The organism is Insolitispirillum peregrinum, from assembly GCF_900156605.1.
In the GTDB taxonomy this organism is placed as follows: domain Bacteria; phylum Pseudomonadota; class Alphaproteobacteria; order Rhodospirillales; family Rhodospirillaceae; genus Insolitispirillum; species Insolitispirillum peregrinum.
In genome coordinates, this window is record NZ_FTOA01000003.1 from 709,157 (window position 1) to 725,854 (window position 16,698).

The 16,698-nt window shown below is 62.2% G+C and carries 11 protein-coding genes; 9 read left to right on the forward strand and 2 right to left on the reverse strand.

What is annotated here, in order from left to right; all coding sequences use genetic code 11:
* Positions 1-332: 332 nt before the first annotated feature.
* From BW995_RS10980 to BW995_RS10995, 4 genes are read left to right on the forward strand one after another with little or no spacing between them, the layout of a single operon-like run.
* On the forward strand, positions 333-1,202 hold the full coding sequence (locus BW995_RS10980) for an XdhC family protein (RefSeq protein WP_175617044.1): 870 nt from the start codon (positions 333-335) through the stop codon (positions 1,200-1,202).
* A complete protein-coding gene (locus tag BW995_RS10985) occupies positions 1,199-1,792 on the forward strand; it encodes a nucleotidyltransferase family protein (RefSeq protein WP_076400379.1) in 594 nt (197 codons plus the stop codon). Before BW995_RS10980 ends, BW995_RS10985 begins: the two co-directional genes overlap by 4 nt.
* A gap of 55 nt (positions 1,793-1,847) precedes the next feature.
* Positions 1,848-2,294 (forward strand): (2Fe-2S)-binding protein, encoded by a 447-nt coding sequence (locus BW995_RS10990; protein ID WP_076400380.1) that lies wholly within the window; start codon positions 1,848-1,850, stop codon positions 2,292-2,294.
* 10 nt (positions 2,295-2,304) lie between these two features.
* Entirely contained in the window at positions 2,305-4,545 is a 2,241-nt protein-coding gene (locus BW995_RS10995; protein ID WP_076400381.1) for a xanthine dehydrogenase family protein molybdopterin-binding subunit, read from the forward strand.
* A 65-nt stretch (positions 4,546-4,610) separates the two neighbouring features.
* Here BW995_RS10995 and sppA read toward each other — a convergent pair whose 3' ends face one another.
* Both sppA and BW995_RS11005 read right to left on the reverse strand, forming a co-directional pair.
* Positions 4,611-6,404 (reverse strand): signal peptide peptidase SppA, encoded by a 1,794-nt coding sequence (sppA, locus tag BW995_RS11000; RefSeq protein WP_076400382.1) that lies wholly within the window; start codon positions 6,402-6,404, stop codon positions 4,611-4,613.
* A 146-nt stretch (positions 6,405-6,550) separates the two neighbouring features.
* Positions 6,551-6,874: a rhodanese-like domain-containing protein gene (locus tag BW995_RS11005; protein ID WP_076400383.1), complete on the reverse strand. Its 324-nt coding sequence runs from the start codon at positions 6,872-6,874 to the stop codon at positions 6,551-6,553.
* A gap of 351 nt (positions 6,875-7,225) precedes the next feature.
* On the opposite strand from BW995_RS11005, the gene corA reads away from it, so the two are divergent.
* The 5 genes from corA to BW995_RS11030 form a co-directional block, all read left to right on the forward strand.
* Positions 7,226-8,209 carry a magnesium/cobalt transporter CorA gene (gene corA, locus BW995_RS11010; protein WP_076400384.1) on the forward strand — a complete coding sequence of 328 codons (984 nt, stop codon included), beginning with the start codon at positions 7,226-7,228 and terminating at the stop codon, positions 8,207-8,209.
* A 1,137-nt stretch (positions 8,210-9,346) separates the two neighbouring features.
* Positions 9,347-11,107, forward strand: coding sequence for a peptidase domain-containing ABC transporter (locus tag BW995_RS11015; RefSeq protein ID WP_076400385.1), 1,761 nt, complete (start codon positions 9,347-9,349; stop codon positions 11,105-11,107).
* On the forward strand, positions 11,104-13,296 hold the full coding sequence (locus BW995_RS11020; protein ID WP_084194757.1) for a peptidase domain-containing ABC transporter: 2,193 nt from the start codon (positions 11,104-11,106) through the stop codon (positions 13,294-13,296). Before BW995_RS11015 ends, BW995_RS11020 begins: the two co-directional genes overlap by 4 nt.
* 239 nt (positions 13,297-13,535) lie before the next feature.
* On the forward strand, positions 13,536-14,786 hold the full coding sequence (locus BW995_RS11025; protein WP_175617045.1) for an HlyD family type I secretion periplasmic adaptor subunit: 1,251 nt from the start codon (positions 13,536-13,538) through the stop codon (positions 14,784-14,786).
* A 131-nt stretch (positions 14,787-14,917) separates the two neighbouring features.
* The coding region (locus BW995_RS11030; protein WP_139332860.1) for a hypothetical protein at positions 14,918-16,698 on the forward strand (1,781 nt) is incomplete at its 3' end.

Below are 16,698 nucleotides of genomic sequence, written 5' to 3' on the forward strand. Positions count from 1 at the left end.
GTTAGAGCAGCGTGCCTGCTTCAGATTTAACGCACGCTGCTCTAGAGCGTTTTCCGTTTTCCCTGAATTGGGTCAAACGCTCTACTGTATTGTTATCTAAGCAAATACGTCGTCGCAGATGTTCCATCTGCTCGGGATTTGCTCTAACGGGCGACCGGGCACATCGGTTGCCCGTTGTTTTTTTGATCCGTGCCCTATTCATGAATCCTCCTCATAGCCACATACAGAGCTGATGCCCTAATCGCGGCATCGGGCGGGTGCTAGTGTTGCCGTCCTTGTTTCTGTGTGTCGTGTTGCGGAGTCCCCTGCTGTTCATGCTACGGCCTTTCAGAATGACAGACCGCCCGAGCGAGATTTTCGACCTGCTGCACGACTGGCAGAGCGCGGGGTACCGTTGCGCGCTGGTCCTGCTGGTGGAGATCATCGGCGGCGCGGCGCGCGCATTGGGGGCTCCGATGATCGTGCGTGAGGATGGGCTGTATTGCGGCTTTGTCTCCGGTGGCTGCGTTGAGGCCGCCGTTGCCCGTGAGGGGCTGGAGGCTCTGGAGGACGGCACAGACCGGCAGTGCCGCTTTGGGCAAGGCTCGCCCTATCTGGATATCGTGTTGCCCTGTGGTGGTGGCATCGTGCTGGCGGTCCATGTCCTGCGCAATGGGGCGGTGATCGGACGGGTGCGGTCGGCTTTGGCGGCTGGGCTGCCTGCGGCGCTGTCGTATTCCCCGCCGGATCAACGGCTGGAGCTGGCCTCTGGCGAGCAATCGACCGGCTGGCAGGCCGACAGGTTCATTGCCCGCTACCAGCCAGATCCGCGCCTGTTTCTGTCGGCCCGTGGCCTTGAGGGCGAAATGCTGACCGCTCTGGCGCAGGCGGCGGGGCTGGAGGTGATCGCGGCCACCGCCGAGGCGGTGCGTGATCAGGCCGGGCAGAATGCGGCGGTGGTGATGCTGCACCATGATCTGGAGGTGGAAGAGCCAATCCTGCGTGCCGCGTTGGCCAGCCCGGCCTTTTATATCGGTTGTCTGGGCAGCCGCCGCACCCATGACCGCCGTCTGCACCGGCTGCGCGCTGAAGGCTATCCGCCCGAGCACCTGGCGCGCCTGCATGCGCCGATTGGCCTGTTCGGCCCGACCCGCACCGCGCGGGCGCTGGCGGTGTCGGTGCTGGCCGAAATTCTGGCCGAACCGACCGCGAGGGGGGCATGAGCGCTGATCCGACCGGAGCGTCGTCGCTGGCACTGATTGTGCTGGCCGCCGGAGCCGGGCAGCGTTTTGGCGGGCCGGACAAGCTGGCGGTGCCGCTGGCCGGGCGGGCGGTTGTTCATCATGTGCTGGCAACGCTCGACCCCTTGCGATGGCATCAGCGGGTGTTGATCCATCGGGGGGAACCGGCGTGGTGTCGGGCCTTTGCCGATGCTGGCTTTACGCTGGTGCGCAATGACCAGCCCGAGCGCGGCATGCTGGGGTCGCTGCATCTGGCGGCGCAGGCGGTGCAGGGCGCAGAGCGGGCCTTGCTGTGTCTGGCCGACATGCCGCTGATCACCAGTGCGCACATTCTGGCCTTGCTGGCGGCAAACCGGGAGGCCACCGGTCAGGTGGTGGCGTCGCGGGCCGGGGACTATCGCGGTCCGCCAGCGATCCTGCCGCTGGCTGCGGTGCGTACACTGCCGCCACAGGGCGAAGGCGGGGCACGGGCGTTGCTGGCGCAGGCCGTGTGGGTGGACTGTGATCCCGCGCAGGTGCGGGATATCGATACGCCTGCCGATTTGCTCTCGATACAGGGATCATGTCTGTAACAGACACACTTACAGCACCTTCTTTCTTTTTGTTTGATGCACCTGGGAGGCAACCATGGACATAACCATCAACGGGGTGACACATCAGGTTGATGTCGAACCGGATACCCCGCTGTTGTGGGTGTTGCGCGATACGCTGGGGATGACCGGCACCAAATACGGCTGCGGTCAGGCGCTGTGTGGGGCCTGCACGGTGCTGATCGACGGCGAGGCCACCCGCTCGTGCTCGACGCCGGTTGACAGCGTGCAGGGCAAGGCGGTGACCACCATCGAAGCGGTGCAGGACGACCCGATTGGTCAGAAGGTGGTCGAAGCGTGGGTGGAGCAGCAGGTGCCGCAGTGTGGCTATTGCCAGTCCGGTCAGGTGATGGCGGCCACTGCCCTGCTGAAACAGACCCCGCATCCGACCGATGACGAAGTGGTGGCGGCGATGGGCAACCTGTGCCGCTGTGGCAGCTATACCGCGATCAAGGCCGCCGTCCGGCAGGTTGCCGGGGCGTAAGGAGGACACCATGAACGACATTTCTCCGCTCCCTGCGGGCAACGATGCAGGCCCGGTGCTGAATGTCTCCCGGCGTGGCTTTCTGGGGACCTCGCTGAGTGCGCTGGTGCTGGCCGTGGCCGTGCCACTGGCACCCCGCCGGGCGATGGCTGCCGCTGCGGCGTCTCCGGCGGCGGTGACGCCGGGAACGCGGGTGCAGGCCTTTCTGGAAATCCGCCCGGACAGCACGGTTCTGTTCCACAGCGCCTTTGTCGAAGGTGGGCAGGGTATCTTTACCGCCATGGCGCAAATCGTCGGCGAAGAACTCGATATCGACCCGGCCCGCTTTACCGTCGAGGTCGCGCCGCCCGGTGCCGATTACCTGCTGATCGGCGGCATGCGCTTTACCGGCGGCAGCATGTCGGTGCGGATGAGCTATCAGGCGATGCGCACTCTGGGGGCCTCGGCCCGGCAGATGCTGTTGCAGGTGGCCGCCGAGCGGTTACAGGTGCCGGTCGCCGACCTGAAGACCGAGCCGGGGCAGGTGATCCATCCGGCCAGTGGCAGGGTGATCCCCTATGGCGAGCTGGCAACGGCGGCGGCAGCCCTGCCGCTGCCGGAAAAGGTGGCCTTGCGCTCCAGGGAGGATTTCCGCTGGATCGGCAAGCCGGTGGCCCGGCTGGATGTGCTGGACAAATCGACCGGCAAGGTGCGCTATGCGATCGATCAGGTGGTCGAGGACATGCTGTATGCCGCCGTTCAGCACAGCCCGCGTCTGGGCGGCGAGCCGGGGGCACTGGCCAATGAGGCCGAGGTCAAGGCAATGCCGGGCGTCCATTCGGTCCATCGTTTGCCGGGTGCGGTGGCGGTGGTGGCCGATAGCTGGTGGCGGGCACGGCGAGCGGTCGAGACGTTGCAGGTGAGTTGGAACGAACCGGCTGCCGGAACGCCGCAGGCGATGCCGGCCACCTTCTCCTCCGAAGCCCACCGCACCAGACTGAAGCAGGCCCCCGGCCCGGATCTGGCTTTTGAAGAACAGGGCAATGTCACCAAGGGGCTGAAGCAGGCCAAAAAGATCGTCGAGGCGGTTTATGATGCGCCGCATCTGGCCCATGGTCAGATGGAACCTCCGTCGTCGCTGGCCCGCTGGAATGCCGATGGCACGGTGGAGCTGTGGCTGCCCAATCAGGCCCCCGAGATGTTTCAGGGCGCCGCCGCCAAGGTTGCCGGGGTACCCCCGGAGAAGGTGATCATCCATTCCCCGATGCTGGGGGGATTCTTTGGGCGGCACTTCCTCTATGCCTCGGCCAGTCCGTTCCCGCAGGCGATTTTGCTGGCCAAGGCGGTGGGGCGTCCGGTGAAGGTGCTGTGGAGCCGCGAAGAAGAGTTCCTGCGCGATGCCGTGCGCCCGATGGGGGTGGCTCGTTTCCGCGCTGGTCTCGATGCCCACGGTCGGCCCGTCGCCCTGCATGGGGTGGCGGTCGGTGAAGGCCCTGCCGGGCGCTGGTTCGGTCGCAAGCCGGACAAGGTTGACAGCACGGCGGTCGAAGGCATCGCCGGAAAGGTTTATGACATTCCCCATCGGCGGGTTGGTCACATCCATGTTGATGACCCGGCGGTGATCGGCTTCTGGCGTTCGGTCGGTCATTCGATGAATGACTTCTTTTACGAATGCTTCTTTGACGAAATGGCCGATGCCGGGAAGCACGACCCCTATGAACTGCGGCGCGAGCTGCTGAAGAACAGCCCGCGCCATCGCACCCTGCTGGAAGCGGTGGCTGAACTGGCCGGGGGCTGGCGGCGCGGTCCCTATACCGCCGACGATGGCAGCCAGCGCGCGCGCGGGGTGGCGATGGCCTCGCCGTTCGGCAGTGAAGTGGCAACGATGGCCGAAGTCTCGCTGAAGGATGGCGTGGTGGTGGTCCATACGGTGTGGGTGGCGATTGATCCCGGCAGCATCGTCAACCCGGCGGTGATCGAGGCGCAGGTGCGCTCGGCGGTGGCGCTGGGCCTGTCGGCGACCTTGCTGGAACAGGTGGTCTATGTCGATGGCATGCCGCAGGCCCGCAACTATGACCTCTATCCGATCCTGCCGCCGGACCGGATGCCCGAGGTGAAGGTGCGGATCGTGGAAAGCGGTGCGCCGATGGGCGGGATTGGCGAACCGGGCCTGCCGGGGGTACCGCCCGCGGTGGTCAACGCTCTGGCGGCGCTGACCGGGCATCGGGTGCGCAGTCTGCCGTTGTCCAAAGCGGTTCTGGGTAAAGCGTAAAGACAAGAAAGCCCCGGTGTGGAAAAGCTATCCACACCGGGGCTTTCTTTTGACGGCACCGTTTCTTACGGAGCCTTGTGCGACAGCGGCGGCCCCAGCAGGGCCGGGCCCTGACTGGCCACCCGCGCATGGCCCATCACCTCGTTCAGCGGCTGCAGGCTGGCCGACAAGCGGCTGAAGGTAGCAGCAGCCGAGGCCAGTTGCTTCAGGTTCAGGCTGTCGAGCAGCGCGGTCAGGCCGTCCTGTTCCTCGGGGAACGGGCGCAGGTTGATCGGGGCATCCGGGTCAAGGCCGATTTCCTGCTTGGCCAGCCGGATGGCTTCGTATTGTCCGCCCAGTGTATCGACCAGTCCGACGTTCAGGGCATCGCTGCCGGTCCAGATGCGGCCACGGGCCACCTTGTCGACGATCTCGGGCGACAGGTGGCGCGAGGCTCCGACCTTTTCGGTGAAGTCACGATAGGCGTTGTCGACACCCTTTTCAAACTGGCTGCGCTGGACATCGCTAAAGCCATGGTGCGGGCTCCACATGGTGGCGTAATCCCCCAGCGCCACCGTTTCCCACGTCACATTCAGTTTGCTCCACATCTCCTGCAGCACCGGCTTGAAGGCATAAACGCCGATCGAGCCGGTAATGGTGGCCGGTTGCGCCACCACTTTGGAGGCGGGCAGGGCAACGAAATAGCCGCCCGAGGCCGCCATGTCGCCCATCGACACGATCACCGGAATCTCGGCTTCGCGCGCCAGCATCAGTTCGCGCCAGATGGTGTCCGAGGCGACGTACGAGCCACCGGGGCTGCTGATCCGCAGGACAATGGCCCGCACGTCGGGATCATTGGCCGCATCGTGGATGGCCTGCGCCACATCATCGCTGTTCTGGCCATCACCGGGCATCACTTCGCCACGGGCAATCAAGCCGGTCACCTGAATCAGTGCGATATGGGGCATTTTGGCCCGTGCGGCCTGCTGTTCTTTCTGTCGGGCATCGACCACGCCGAGGTATTCGTCGAGGCTCATCCGCTCTTCGGCGCTGGTCTGGGTCTGGATGGCGTCGTCAGCCTGATCAGCATAGCCGATGTGGTCGATCAGCTTGTGCGACAGGGCATCGCGGGCAGACAGTGGCGCGCCGTCCAGCAGGTTGCCGACCTTTTCCTTGTCGAGGCCGGTGTGTTTGGCAACGCCGTCGACCACCTGATCCCGCCAGCTTTCCAGCAGGCGCAGCAGGCTGATGCGGTGCGGCTCGCTCATGCTGTCGCGGGCGGCGCTGTCCATCGCATTCTTGTATTCCCAGCGGCGGACCAGTTCGGTGGAAATGCCCAGTTCTTTCAAGGCATTGTGTACAAAGGGAACTTCGATGCCAAAGCCGGACAGGCCCAGATCGCCTGACGGCTGAAGCCAGATGTCATCAAAGGCCGTTGCCAGATAATAGCTGTGGGTGCCGCCGCCTGCTTCGCCGATGGTCGGAGAAAAAACCTGCGTCGGCTTGCCGCTGGCGTGGAACCGCCCGATGGCATCGCGCAGTTCCTGCACTTCGGCCATCGACAGCGGAGAGTCCGACAGCGTGGCCTGCAAACCGACCACCCGTGGGTCGGCTGCGGCGCTGTCAATGGCGGTGATGGCCCGTTGCAGGGTGGTGGTCGGGGTACCGAACACCGCGCGCCATGGCTCGTCGTCGCGTTCGGGCATCGGGGCATCAAGGTCCAGCGCCAGCACAAAGCGGTCACTTTCCTTGTAGACGGCTTCGGCACCGCCAAACGACCCCAGGGTGTGCAGGATTCCCCAGCCGGCGCCGGCGATCAGGACAGCGATCAGGCCGATCACCGCAAACAAGATGGTGACGGCCTTGCCAATCAAGCGCATGGGAAACCCTCCTTCCGCTAAAGCCGATCTGTAACGACAGGTCTGTCTTTCGGTTTATGGGGCGAAGGGCTGCCCGTCAAGGTTTCCTGTCGCGGACAGGCACCTTTCCGCCCGAAGGGGACGAAATCCCCTCCGGATCAGGATGTTCAGGTCGCCTGGCCGATCATCGGCAGCCCGGCGGCCTGCCATGCCAGAATACCGCCGGTCAGGTTGTAAACCGGGGTGCGGCCGGTCATCATCGCCACCTGTGTGGCATCGGCGGACCGACGGCCGGAACGGCACATGATCACCGTTGGCTTGCCGTTGGCGTCGGGGATGGCGAGCGGGTCAAAGGATGACAGCGGCAGCAACAGGGCTTGCGGCAGGCGGGCCTGATCCCATTCGGCCTGTTCACGGACGTCGATCAGCAGAACGTCGTCTTTTTCCAGCCATTCATTAAGGGTGGTGACGGAAATCTCGGGCAGGCTCATGGTGGTCTCCTGAGGACGGGGGATGGCGGCAGGACCGAACAAAAAGGCACAACGATCCTGTCGGGCTTTGCCCAGTGTGATAGCCCACTCTTTGGGGCAGGCTCAATTAAAAAACTTTTCTGACAGACCCCGGATAACGGTGATTTCATGATCGTCAGGTTTGGCTTTCTGCTAGAGAACAGGCTATAGAGTGCGTCGGGACAATGCCGCGACAGGCGTTCCCGGGCCGCGACAGGCGTTCCCGGGCAGAAATACCGTCATCACACAGGCTTGGGACTGGCCCGGTTCGCTCTGAACCGGCGGATGTCTGGCCGGATGACTTTTGATGTGGGTGCCGGAAAGGAGACCGCGATGCTGACCGTTTACATTCCTGGCCCCACGGGACTGATTACGTTTGCGCCGGTTCCCGGCGAACCGGTCCCGCACGAAGCGGTGTGGATTGACCTGCTCAATCCCCAGCAGGCCGAGGTCATGCGGGTCGAAGAAGTGTGCGGGCTGGAGCTGCCGACCCGTGAAGAAATGCAGGAAATCGAAGTGTCCAGCCGTCTGTATCAGGAAGACGGTGGCATGTTCCTGACCGCGACCGTCCTGTCGCAGTCAGAAAGCGATCATCCCGAAACAACGGCGGTGACCTTCATTCTGGCCGGTGACCGGCTGGTAACGGTCCGCCACGCCGAACCCAAGCCGTTCCGCGCCTTTGCCCTGCGTGCCTTGCGGCAATCGTCGCTGCGGCGGGCCGATCAAATCCTGCTCGGGCTGCTGGAAGCGGTGATCGACCGGGCCGCCGATATTCTGGAACGGGTGACCAGCGATGTGGACAGCCTGTCGCGCGAGGTGTTCGAGCATTCGCGGGAAACCGGGGAAAACATCCGCGACTTTCAGGAAATCCTGCGTCATGTCGGCCAGACCGGCAACGTGTCCAGCCGGGCCTCGGACAGTCTGATGTCGATTGGTCGCCTGCTGGCTTTTCTCAGTCAGGGGATCCCGGTGCAGTCCACCAAGGGGGTCGCCAAGGATGCCCGGACGCAGGTGAAAGTGATGTGGCGCGACGTGCAGTCGCTGATTGATCACGCCAACTTTCTGGCCGGAAAGATCACCTTCCTGCAGGATGCGACGCTGGGGATGATCAGCATCGAACAGAACGCCATCATCAAGATTTTCTCGGTGGTGGCGGTGATCTTCCTGCCGCCGACGCTGGTCGCCAGTATTTACGGCATGAACTTTCAGGTGATGCCGGAACTGGAATGGCGGCTGGGCTATCCGTGGGCCCTGTTCCTGATGCTGGTGTCTGCGGTGCTGCCGTATCTGTATTTCAAGCGCAAGCGCTGGCTTTAGAGCATTTTCCGTTCTCTCTGGATCACTTCAAATGCTCTAGCGTCTTGTATTTTCAGCAAATACGTCGTCGCAGATGGACCCATCTGCTCGGGATTTGCTCTAGAGGAGTGAGCCCAAAAGCGGGAACCGGTTTTGCGCAAAATCACTGCGGCAAAGCAGGATCGTGGAGCGCTGCTCCACACCTCGCCGGGGCCTTGAGGCCCCGGACCCCATTGATTTGATTTTTAAAGAAAAATGGGGGTTTGGGGGCATCGCCACCAAACGGGTTCGGGCGGTAGCCCGCACTGATCCCACCAACTATCGTGTCCTGTGGTTGACCGCAGACGGTCAGCTCGAAATTGTTTGTGCGAACACCGCTTCCCGCTTTTCGCAGAAACAATGCTCGGGCAGACTCGGGACTTGGGTGCTGTTTTTGCATCAGACGGTGGCGGCACCATGATCCGGTCCTCTACGACTTTCGTCTTTTTTCGTGACATTCATGATTATCCTCTACCGCTATCCAAGGGATGCCCTGGATGACGCAATCAGGCGTTCTGCCTTGAGGAACAATCCCCTATCAAAAGAACAATCGTTCTTACTCATGTCAAGTTATCGTAACCCTTCATACAGCTCTGTGTCGTTGGTATACCAGGGCAGACAACCAGCGTGTCCAGCAAGACATGTGAAACTTGATTTTTGTTTCTTTTACAGTGGGCTACGACATTCTTTGAAGAAAATGGACCATGGTATATACAGTGAGGTCATGGCAATATGAAAACGGCACGCTTCTTGATATGAGTGGAGGGGGCCCCGTCTGTCTGCCCCTCCTGACTTCAGCCCCCCCCATCCTGACCGTATGGTCCTGATCGGGGGGCGTGCGTGCGTTCCAGCAACAGGGCGTCTTCCTGCAAGGACACAGCCTGCCCTTGCGTTCGGGGATGCTCTGCTGCCGTGCAATAGAGGCGCTCGTTTCCGTGAAACAGGGTTTGCCTGATTCGACCATCTTCTGGGGTGTTTTCTCGACGATTGAAAACACTCTACGCTTTTAGTGCCGCATTTTCCGGGCCGTTGACCGTCAACAGTCACCTTGAAAATGTCTGGGACCGTGCCGTATGCGCAAGGATAAGACCGGCGCAGAAAATCAAAGGGAATACCGGTGTGAAATCCGCTCTCGCCCCGTACGCTGACAGTCGAAGTGCCGTGCCGACCCTGGCAACGGCCACCATCACCATGAACATTCTGGGGCTGGCCTTGCCGCTGGCCCTGTTGCAGGTCTATGACCGCATCATTCCGGCCAGCTCGGTGGGAACCCTCGCCGTGCTGATCCTCGGCGTGGTCATCGCCATGGTGATGGAAAACGTTTTGCGACTGGCGCGCAGCACCACCACCAGCTGGATGGGGGCCCGCTTTGAACATCTGGCCAGTTGTGCGGCATTTGACCGCCTGCTGACCGCCCCGATCCACAAGGTCGAAGCGACCGGGACCGGCGAGCAGCTGGAACGCATGTCGGCGATTGGTGCCCTGAAGGATTTCTACGCCGAGCAGGGGTTGGGGGTCTTCCTTGACCTGCCGTTCGTCCTGCTGTTCCTTGCCATCATCGGCCTGCTGGCCGGGTGGCTGGTGCTGGTACCACTGATCCTGCTCGGTGCCTTTGCCGTGGTGATGTACTTTGATGGCGAGAAGCTGAAGAACGCCGTTGCCGATTACAACGTCGTCCGTGATCGTCGGCTGAACTTTGTGATCGAGGCGCTGGGCGGCATCCACACCATCAAGTCGATGGCAATGGAAAGCCAGATGCTGCAACGCTATACCCGCCTGCAGGAAGCCGTCGCCAATGCCGACCATGTCGTTGTTCACCGCAACACCTGGGCGTTGACCCTGTCGACCCTGTTTTCACAGGGCACCACCATTGCCGTGGCTTCCTTTGGCGCGCTGGTGGTCATTCATGGCGATCTGACCGTCGGGGGGCTGGCTGCCTGTACCCTGCTGTCTGGCCGGGCCTTGCAGCCGGTGCAGCGGGCGATCAGCATGTGGACCCGCCTGCAATCGATCCGTCTGCATCAGGCCCGCGCGGAAGAGCTGTTTGCGCTGGAAGCCCCCGAAGTCCCCGCCAAGCCGTTCCCGACCGCCAACCTGCGCGGTGCGATCACCCTGCAAAACGTCTCGTTCCGCTATGACAGCGATCTGCCGGACGTGTTCCACGATGTTTCGATCGATATTGCCGCCGGGGAATGTATCGGGATCACCGGCACCAACGGCTGTGGCAAATCGACTCTGCTGGGATTGATGCGCGGCGTTCTGGCCCCCACCGACGGCACCGTCCTGCTCGATCACCAGCCGATCACCGCCTATAGCCAGAACGACCTGAAGCGCGGCGGTATCGCCTATCTGCCGCATCAGGTGTCGCTGTTCCGTGGCAGCATCATTGAAAATCTGACCATGTTCCGCCCGGAGCTGCGCAATGCCGCGATGGAGGTCGCCCATGCCATCGGGCTGGATGACGTGGTGGCGACCTTGCCGCAGGGCTTTGATACGCCGATTGCCGATGGTGCCGCCGATGCGATGCCGCGTGGTATTCGCCAGCGAATCGCCATCACCCGCGCGCTGACCTATCGCCCGCGCATCATCTTGTTCGACGAAGCCAACACCGCCATTGACGGCCCCGGCGACGAACGCCTGCGGCAATATCTGGAGGGCCTGAAGGGGCATTCCACGCTGGTCCTGATCACCCTGCGCCCGTCGTTGCTGAAACTGGCGGACCGCCGCTTTGACATCAGTGGCACGACGCTGGTTCAGCGCGAAGACCCAGGTCTGGTTGGTGCCCGCCGGGGCCCGCCGGACAAGCCTGCCGCCGTGACCGGTCCTTCTGTCGTCCCCCCATCCACCCCGACCCCGGCCAGCGGAGGGAGCCAGCCATGATCAACGCCCTGCAGGAAGCCACCGCAACGGAAATCAGCTGGGCGACCCGCAGCAGCTCGAACGAGCTGCGCCCGGAACAGGTGGTGAGCGGCTCGCTCGGCAGCTTCAAGGCGCTGACCGACCTTGCCGCCTGTCTGCTGCCGTTGCTGAAAGAACTGAGCTGGGATGGTGACCCTCGCCACCTGATGGAGGCAATGCCGCACTTTGCCGACAAGCTGGACCTGACCGACCTGTTGAACGTGATGGCCAATCTGGGCTATTCCAGTCGTTCCCTGCCGCTGAACCTGCGCGGTATGGACCCCCGGCTGGCACCCTGCCTGTTCCTGCCCGACGATGGTCCGGCGATGGTGGTGGTCAGTCGTGATGGCGCGGCGATCAACGTCTATGACGGGGAAACCCGCAACTATCAGCAACTGGACCAGCCGTCGATCAATGGCCGGGCGTTTGTGTTCAACAATGCTCCTGACTGGGAACGGGAACAGGATGCCATTGGCCGTGGCAGTTACGTCTGGCATGTGATTGGCCGGTTCCGTCCGCTGATCCTGCGGGCGCTGGGGACCAGTCTGGCCATCAACCTGCTGGTGCTGGCCACGCCGGTGTTCATCTCCTCGGTTTATGACAAGGTGATCGGGACCGGCTCGCAGACCATGCTGTGGTTCCTGCTGGGTGGCATTTCGATTGCCATTCTGGGTGATATTGCCCTGAAGGCGGTGCGCGCCCGCATGATTGCCCACTTTGGCGCGCGTCTGGACCACATTCTGGGACGGGCGGTGCTGCAGCGCATCCTGTTTCTGCCTCCGGCCTATACCGAACTGGCCAATATCAGTGCGCAGGTCGCCCGGCTGAAGGACTTTGAGGTCATCCGCGAGTTCTTTACCGGACCGATGGCCACTGTTGCCTTTGAAATTCCCTTTACCGTGCTGTTCCTGTTTGCCATGGCGGCGATGGCCGGGCCGCTGGTGTTTGTTCCGCTGGTCGGCATGGTTCTGTTCATTGCGCTGGTCTTTGGTTTGCGCCCGACCATGCGGCGGTATGTGGCCGAAGCCTCGCGTGCCGGGTCCCGCCGCCAGCAGTTTCTGGTCGAGTCGATCTCCAAGCTGCGGGATATCCGCGATACCGGGGCCGAAGACGTCTGGCGGACCCGCTACCGTGAACTGACGGCAGCGGCGTCGATCAAGGGTTATGCCAGCGCCAGCATCAGCACCGTCTCGCAGGTCACCTCGCAGGCCCTGATCGTCTGCACCGGCCTCGCCACTCTGGGCTGGGGGGTTCATCGCGTGCTGGCGGGTGACCTGACCGTGGGGGGGCTGGTGTCATCGATGACGCTGGTGTGGTGGATCATGCGCCCCTTGCAGGCAGGCTTTACCGCCCTGACCCAGATGGAGCGCGTGCGCGACAGTGCCAACCAGATCGACCGCCTGCTGGCGGTGCGCCCGGAACGGGCCGATGGCGAACGACCGCGTCCGATCCAGCAAATTCAGGGGCGGGTGACCTTCAGCAATACCTCGATGCGCTATATTGCCGAAGCTGATCCGGCGGTGATCGGTATCAACCTGCAAATCGAACCGGGTGAAATCATCGGGATCGTTGGTCCCAACGGCTCGGGCAAGTCAACCATCCTGAAACTGGTGCTGGGGCTGTACCGTCCGCAGGCGGGCAGCGTTCGTCTGGACGGGGTGGATATCCGCCAGATTGACCCGATCGAAATGCGCCGCTCGATTGCCTATGTCCCGCAGCAGTGCGAAGTGTTCTTTGGCACCATCGCCCAGAACCTGCGGCTGGCCAGTCCGGCAGCGTCGGATGAAGAGCTGGAATGGGCCTGTTCCGAGGCCGGGGTTCTCGAGGATATCAAGGCCCTGCCCAAGGGCTTCTGGACCCGCGTCGGGGATGGGAAAACCCAGGCCATTCCCTCGCACATGATGCAACGCCTGTCGCTGGCCCGTGCCTATCTGAAACGGGCGCCGGTCACCCTGTTTGACGAACCGGCCAACGGACTGGATTTTGTTGGCGACCAGCAATTCATGAAAGTTCTCGAACGTATGCGCGGTAATAGTACTGTATTTCTGGTGACCCACCGCCCCAGCCATTTGAAACAATGCGATCGGGTTATTGTGATGCAGCAAGGTCAGGTCCGCATGGTTGGTCCGGCCCAGCAGGTTCTGGAACGGCTGCCTCCCGGTGTTTTCTAACCAGAAACATCTTATCCGTTTCGTTTTACTGATATCCATCGCCATTAAGGCGGTACTTAGAACTATAGGACAGGTTGGCAGGGTATCTGCGACCGGGGTACACTCCCCCCTGAAAGTAGGAACAGCAGGCAATGCAATTAGAACATTCCAATGGCACGGGGTCTGCCCCGCAGGTGATTGAACGAGGCGGGCGGCAGCTCCGGTACCTCGCACAGTCTGTTTTGCTTGAGGAAATGGGGGTGTCCCACCTGGCCCGGATGGTGGTCTATATCGTCACCGGTCTGGTTGCAGCCTTCATCGTCTGGTCCAGCTTCACACACATTCAGGAAATTGCCTCGGCGTCCGGCTCGATCGTCCCGAAGTCCTCGGTCCATACCGTCCAGCATCTGGAAGGCGGGATCGTCAGTCAGATTTTGGTGCAGGAACGCCAGATGGTCGAAGCCGGTCAGCCGTTGGTCCGACTGGACCCGGCCCAGGCCGCTGCCGACGTCGAGCAAATCAAGGCCCGCCGGGCTGGCCTGCAACTGCGTGCCGAGCGACTGCGCGCCTTTGCCACCGGTCGCGCCCCGGATTTCAGCTTTGTCGAGCCGCGCTTTGTCCACCTGATCACCGACCAGTCGGCGATCAACATCGCCAATCTTGATCGCTGGAAGACCCAGATCGAAGTGATCAAGGGCGAAATCGCGCAAAAGACCGAGGAAATCCGCTCGGCAAAAGATCAGCAGGACGCTACCAGACGTCAGATTTCGCTGTTGAGCGAAGAAGTCCAGATGCGCAAGACCCTGTTCGAGGCGGGCCATTCCAGCAAGGTTGCCTATTACGATGCAAAACGGTCACTGGCCGCCGTCGAAAGCGAACTGCATCGTCTGGAAGGACAGGAACGGACCGCCCGCGAAGCGATCAGCGAGCTGGATCACCGCCTGAAGGATCTGGATTCCACCCAGCGGCAGGATGCCCTGAACGAACTGGGGACGGTAACTGCCGAACTGGCACAGGTGGAAGAAAGCCTGATCCGCGCTGATGATCGTGCCAAGCGGCTGACCATTGACTCGCCGGTGCGCGGCTTTGTGCAGAACCTGCAGGTCAAGACCATCGGGGGAGTTGTTCCGGCGGGCGGTGTGCTGATGGACATCGTGCCGGTCGATGACGAATTGCTGGTCGAGGCGCGCATCAGCACCCGTGATCGTGGTCACGTCCATGAAGGACAACAGGCATCGATCAAGGTAACCACCTATGACTTTGTGCGCTATGGCGCTGTTCACGGGGTGGTCACCGCCTTGTCGGCAACCACCTTCGTCGATGAAAAGGATGGCCAGCCCTATTACAAGGCGATCATTGCACTCGATCGTCCGTGGGTGGAATCCCAGGACAACCGCCTGCTGCCGGGGATGACCGTCCAGGCGGACGTGATCACCGGCGACAAGACGTTGCTGCAGTATCTGTTGAAACCGATTTACGTGTCGCTGGCCCACGCGTTCCACGAACGCTAGGCCCGCGCACCGACACTGCAGGATGGTTGCCAGACTTTGGTGACGGACGGCAACCACCCTGCACAGTACGCTTTTCACTTTGGGGACTGACCGGTGCCACTGGCACCTTGGGGACGGGATGGAGACGACCAATGGCTGACGAAACTGAACTGAACGCCGCGCAGACCTCCTCCACCGACAGCAATGGGGTGGATGCAGAAAGCGGCGTCAGCGAGCTCGACGCATTCCATCTCCATGGCAAAGGGAACAGCGCCCTCGAAGACGCCGAAGAGCAGAGCCTGTCCGACGGGGACAATGGCGATGACCTGATGAACAACGCCAACATCCAGACCGGACGGCGTGACACTTTTGAAAGCATCCTGGCCGCCGGGGTCCCGCAAGGGGCGGCAGAGGGCGATAGCGTCGACGTCGCCCAGGACAGCTATACCCCCAGCGAGGCCGACAACGGGGTGGCGGCTGACTTTTCGGCTCCGCCGGTGGTGACCTCGGTTGCTCCGGCTCCGCCGCTTGAGGTGGCAGATGAGGCTGCTCCGCCGACCATCGACACTGCGATCTCCCTGCCCGAAGCCACTGTCCTGCCCACCGTGGCCCTGCCTGCCGATGATGTGGTCGCCGACACCGGGGCTGTTGCCGCTGCTGTGGCAGATGTCACGACGGATACCTCCACCCCCGTTGAAACGACCACCGCCGCTCCCGAAGACAACGACCCGGTTGCCCAGGCACCTTCATTGCTCACTCCGCTCGCCTCGGGTGTCGAGGACGAGCCGCTGAAGCTGACCATCACCGCCGGATTGAACGATACAGATGGGGGTTCGGAAACCCTCAGCGTCGTCATGCGTGACGTGCCCGGTGATTTCAGCTTTGTGGACGGAAACGGCGATCCGGTCGGAACTCTCAATACTGACGGAAGCTGGACCTTTACCGCTGCTGAAGTGAAGGACCTGTATCTGGTTCGTCCTGACAACTACAGTGGTGATCTGACCTTTACCGTCACTGCAACATCAACCGAAATTGGTGGCTCGACCAGTTCGATTACGCAGTCGTTGTCCATCCATGTCGAAGCGGTTGCCGACACTGCAACCCTGTCTGCGCAGGACAGCGCCGGGACGGAAAATTCGTGGATTTCGTTGAATGTCGAGACCGGCCTGGTCGACACCGACGGGTCGGAAAGCCTGAGCGTCTACATCACCGGCGTGCCGGATGGTGCCACCCTGAACCACGGGACGATGCTGACCAGCGCCGTGACGCTGGAAGATGGCACCACCTTCCCGGCAGGCACCTGGGTTCTGTCCAGCAGCGATGTGAGCGGCCTGCAGGTGTTGCCCGCGACCAATGACTCAGCTGATTTCCAGCTTCAGGTCTATTCGGCAACCACTGAAAGCATGAACGGTGACGTGGCTGTTTCGGGGCCGGCAACCATCAACGTTGATGTCGGTGTGGTTGCCCCGTCCGTCGACGGGACGTCGGTTGCCACCGAAGACAGCTGGTCGCCGCTGACCCTGTCGGCGAGCGTCAATGCGGCTGATGGCAGCGAAAGCATGACCGTCACCCTGACCAACCTGTCGGATGGCGCCATCCTGCGGCAAGCCAGCACCGGCACCATCCTGACCCCGAACGCCGATGGGTCTTATACCATCACCGGGATGCTCGATGACCTGGAAGTCCGTTGGGATTCCAGCAGCCACCTCAACAGCGACGCCAACATCGAATTCGATATCACCGCAACTGTCACGGACGTTGATGTTGGAACATCGCTGGAAACCGACCGCGATACCAACAGCACCACCGTCCACATGGTGGTTGATGTGGTTGCCGTTGCCGACAGTGTGAACCTCGGTGGGCTGACCTCGGCCAGCGACGAAGACACCTCGGTGGCGCTGAATCCGACCATCCAGTTGACCGACACCGACGG

Bases quoted from the DNA above. Each gene is read 5' to 3' on its own strand.
- BW995_RS10990 (WP_076400380.1), top strand. From the start codon at position 1,848: ATGGACATAACCATCAACGGGGTGACACATCAGGTTGATGTCGAACCG.
- BW995_RS10985 (WP_076400379.1), top strand. From the start codon at position 1,199: ATGAGCGCTGATCCGACCGGAGCGTCGTCGCTGGCACTGATTGTGCTG.
- BW995_RS10980 (WP_175617044.1), top strand. From the start codon at position 333: ATGACAGACCGCCCGAGCGAGATTTTCGACCTGCTGCACGACTGGCAG.
- BW995_RS11005 (WP_076400383.1), bottom strand. From the start codon at position 6,874: ATGAGCCTGCCCGAGATTTCCGTCACCACCCTTAATGAATGGCTGGAA.
- corA (WP_076400384.1), top strand. From the start codon at position 7,226: ATGCTGACCGTTTACATTCCTGGCCCCACGGGACTGATTACGTTTGCG.
- BW995_RS11020 (WP_084194757.1), top strand. From the start codon at position 11,104: ATGATCAACGCCCTGCAGGAAGCCACCGCAACGGAAATCAGCTGGGCG.
- sppA (WP_076400382.1), bottom strand. From the start codon at position 6,404: ATGCGCTTGATTGGCAAGGCCGTCACCATCTTGTTTGCGGTGATCGGC.
- BW995_RS10995 (WP_076400381.1), top strand. From the start codon at position 2,305: ATGAACGACATTTCTCCGCTCCCTGCGGGCAACGATGCAGGCCCGGTG.